Genomic DNA, 2212 nt, shown 5'->3' with positions numbered 1-2212 from the left:
AAATGACTCTTTCCTATACTTTCTTTTGCTTTTTTTTATGTAATAATTCTTCTAGTAAATTATCGTAGTGCTGTTTTTTCTCCTCAAGATTTTTTATCAGAGCAGTAGCTTCACTTTCTGGTAGTTCTTCAAACAATTCCAATAGAATTTTTTGTCTAGGTGTTAATGTAACTTGTAGAGGATCTATTAAATCTGCATCGTTCGCACCAGCGTCCAGATAGCCTTCTGGCATGTGATAGTCCTTTTCTAGTCGTCTCGCCGCCTTTTCACCAAAAGATGCCTTACCGTTCATGAGCTGTGATAAATAACTCTTCTCTTTTTCAGGAAGAGTTTTGTCGGAAAACCAATTTCTTAGACGTTGTTGCCTGATATTTTTAATACTCATTTTCTTTCTAAAGCTCCATATATATGGGGATTGAACTGCTTTTGTAGCATCTAGATTGTGATTAGTAATCACTAAACAAGCAAATACTTGACAAATGTTTAGTGTTTATTAAACTCTTATGATTTCCAACGAAGAGGTATCTATGAAACTCAATGATTACATTTCTACTTTGAAACGTGGTGAAGCTAAACGCCTTGCCGAGAAACTTGGCGTATCCAGTTCCTACTTGTCTCAAATGGCGCATGGGCATGCTCCAGTTCCTCCTGCTAGATGTTTTGATATTGAAAAGGCCACTGATGGAAAAGTAACAAGGCAAGATCTTCGTCCCCATGATTGGCAAAAAATATGGCCTGAAATGAATATAACTGAGGTATTAGCCGAAATCTGATTTTTAATAATCAACATTAAATTGCGACAGGAGACGAAAATCGTGGAGCAAAGCATCAGTACGCTCAAAGCTGAAGTTGAGGCTTGGGCCATGGAGAGAGGTCAGGAGCATGTAGCCATTGAAGTCAGTCGTATGTATTTCCTGCTGTATCGCGGTGGTTCTCAATCCCGGTTACACCGGATTGAAGACGCATTAGGAAATGCGGACTGGAAAGCAATCAACAATAACCGCCAACAGATCTTCCGGTGGTTACGCAGTGATTCAACTGCGGCACAACGCAAGATCACGGAACTGTTGCCAGCGATAGAAGCAGCATTACCCGCAGAACGACGGGCAAGGATAACGAGTGATGACCGGTTAAATTATCTCGCCTCAATTGCAATTAGAGAATTTGCCGCTGCCATTAGTGAAACCCTGTTAGGAGGGCGTGACATGTCACACCGAATAGCAATAGCCATATCCGCGTTAAATGCCATTGAACCGCGTCTGACCAACGTGCATTAACGAGAGGCAAGACCAATGATGAAACCCATCGATAAGATCACTTATCGCAATGGCTTTCGCCGGAACGATAAGCCTGCCACTTTTGAGGAAGTGTCAGAAATTTATGAAAGCCGTAAGGAAGCGGCGCTGACTGACTGGGAGCAGCACCAAAAGCAGAAGGTCAAATCGCAGAGCCAAGACGAGTAAGGGCGTGATATGAGTTTGTTATTGTTAAAAAGTCGCCCACTGGTGGTTATTCCTGAGTTGGCTACGCGCCTGGGACTGAACGAGGCCATTATCTTGCAGCAGATCCAATACTGGCTGACGGAGACGTCATCCGGTGTTGAGGTTTATGGTTGCCGCTGGATTTATAACTCAGTTGAGAAATGGCAGGAGCAGTTTCCGTTTTTATCGGTATCCACCATCAAACGGGCGCTGGGGAATTTGAAGAAGCTGGGCGTGTTGAAGATTGAGCAGATTAATAAATCCAGCCACGATCGGACCAATTATTACGCCATCAATTATGAACATCCATTATTAGCCGATAAGGTCAAAATGACACTATCGAACGGCGCAAATGAAGACATTCGAGCGGGTCAGAATGACCTTATCGACAAGGGCAATTTGAAACACTCTAACGGGTCAGAATGCGCCGTTCTGAATGGGTCAAATTGGTCTGATCTTACAGAGACTACAACAGAGATTACTACAGAGAGTACAACAGAATCTTGTCAGGTTCTCGCCGAACCCGCCGACCCCGCCCGGCAAGTTCTGGTTTATTTCAATCAGGTTACTGATTCGAACTACCGCAATGGTAAAACCACGATGGGGTATATCCGTGCGCGGTTGGGAGAGGGGTATTCGGTGGAAGACCTGATGTTGATCACTGACTACCTGACCACCAAGTGGCGGGATGATGGCAAGATGCGGGATTACTTACGCCCGAAGACCCTGTT

Annotated in this window: 5 protein-coding genes; 4 read left to right on the top strand and 1 reads right to left on the bottom strand. The window is 44.1% G+C overall.

Going from position 1 to position 2212, the window contains the following annotated elements; translation table 11 throughout:
* Nucleotides 1-13 precede the first annotated feature (13 nt).
* Nucleotides 14-385, bottom strand: a complete 372-nt coding sequence (locus AACS90_RS21750; RefSeq protein WP_099123636.1) for a hypothetical protein — start codon at nucleotides 383-385, stop codon at nucleotides 14-16.
* A 142-nt stretch (nucleotides 386-527) separates the two neighbouring features.
* On the opposite strand from AACS90_RS21750, the gene AACS90_RS21745 reads away from it, so the two are divergent.
* The 4 genes from AACS90_RS21745 to AACS90_RS21730 all read left to right on the top strand — a co-directional run.
* Entirely contained in the window at nucleotides 528-773 is a 246-nt protein-coding gene (locus AACS90_RS21745; protein ID WP_099123635.1) for a transcriptional regulator, read from the top strand.
* 42 nt (nucleotides 774-815) lie between these two features.
* Complete coding sequence (locus tag AACS90_RS21740) at nucleotides 816-1277, top strand: toxin YdaT family protein (RefSeq protein ID WP_241538342.1); 462 nt, start codon at nucleotides 816-818, stop codon at nucleotides 1275-1277.
* A 15-nt stretch (nucleotides 1278-1292) separates the two neighbouring features.
* Nucleotides 1293-1463: a hypothetical protein gene (locus AACS90_RS21735; RefSeq protein ID WP_193757310.1), complete on the top strand. Its 171-nt coding sequence runs from the start codon at nucleotides 1293-1295 to the stop codon at nucleotides 1461-1463.
* A 9-nt stretch (nucleotides 1464-1472) separates the two neighbouring features.
* Nucleotides 1473-2212: conserved phage C-terminal domain-containing protein (locus AACS90_RS21730; RefSeq protein WP_099123634.1), on the top strand; the 740-nt coding region annotated here is incomplete at its 3' end.

Origin of the sequence: Xenorhabdus sp. KK7.4, assembly GCF_963876465.1 — a bacterium.
GTDB classification, from domain to species: domain Bacteria; phylum Pseudomonadota; class Gammaproteobacteria; order Enterobacterales; family Enterobacteriaceae; genus Xenorhabdus; species Xenorhabdus stockiae.
The sequence above is the reverse complement of the archived record's forward strand: the minus strand, read 5'-3'. Positions and strand labels throughout refer to the sequence as shown.

What these genes read in the sequence shown, in the direction of transcription:
- AACS90_RS21750 (WP_099123636.1), bottom strand. Translation starts at nt 385, where the DNA reads ATGAGTATTAAAAATATCAGGCAACAACGTCTAAGAAATTGGTTTTCC.
- AACS90_RS21745 (WP_099123635.1), top strand. Translation starts at nt 528, where the DNA reads ATGAAACTCAATGATTACATTTCTACTTTGAAACGTGGTGAAGCTAAA.
- AACS90_RS21735 (WP_193757310.1), top strand. Translation starts at nt 1,293, where the DNA reads ATGATGAAACCCATCGATAAGATCACTTATCGCAATGGCTTTCGCCGG.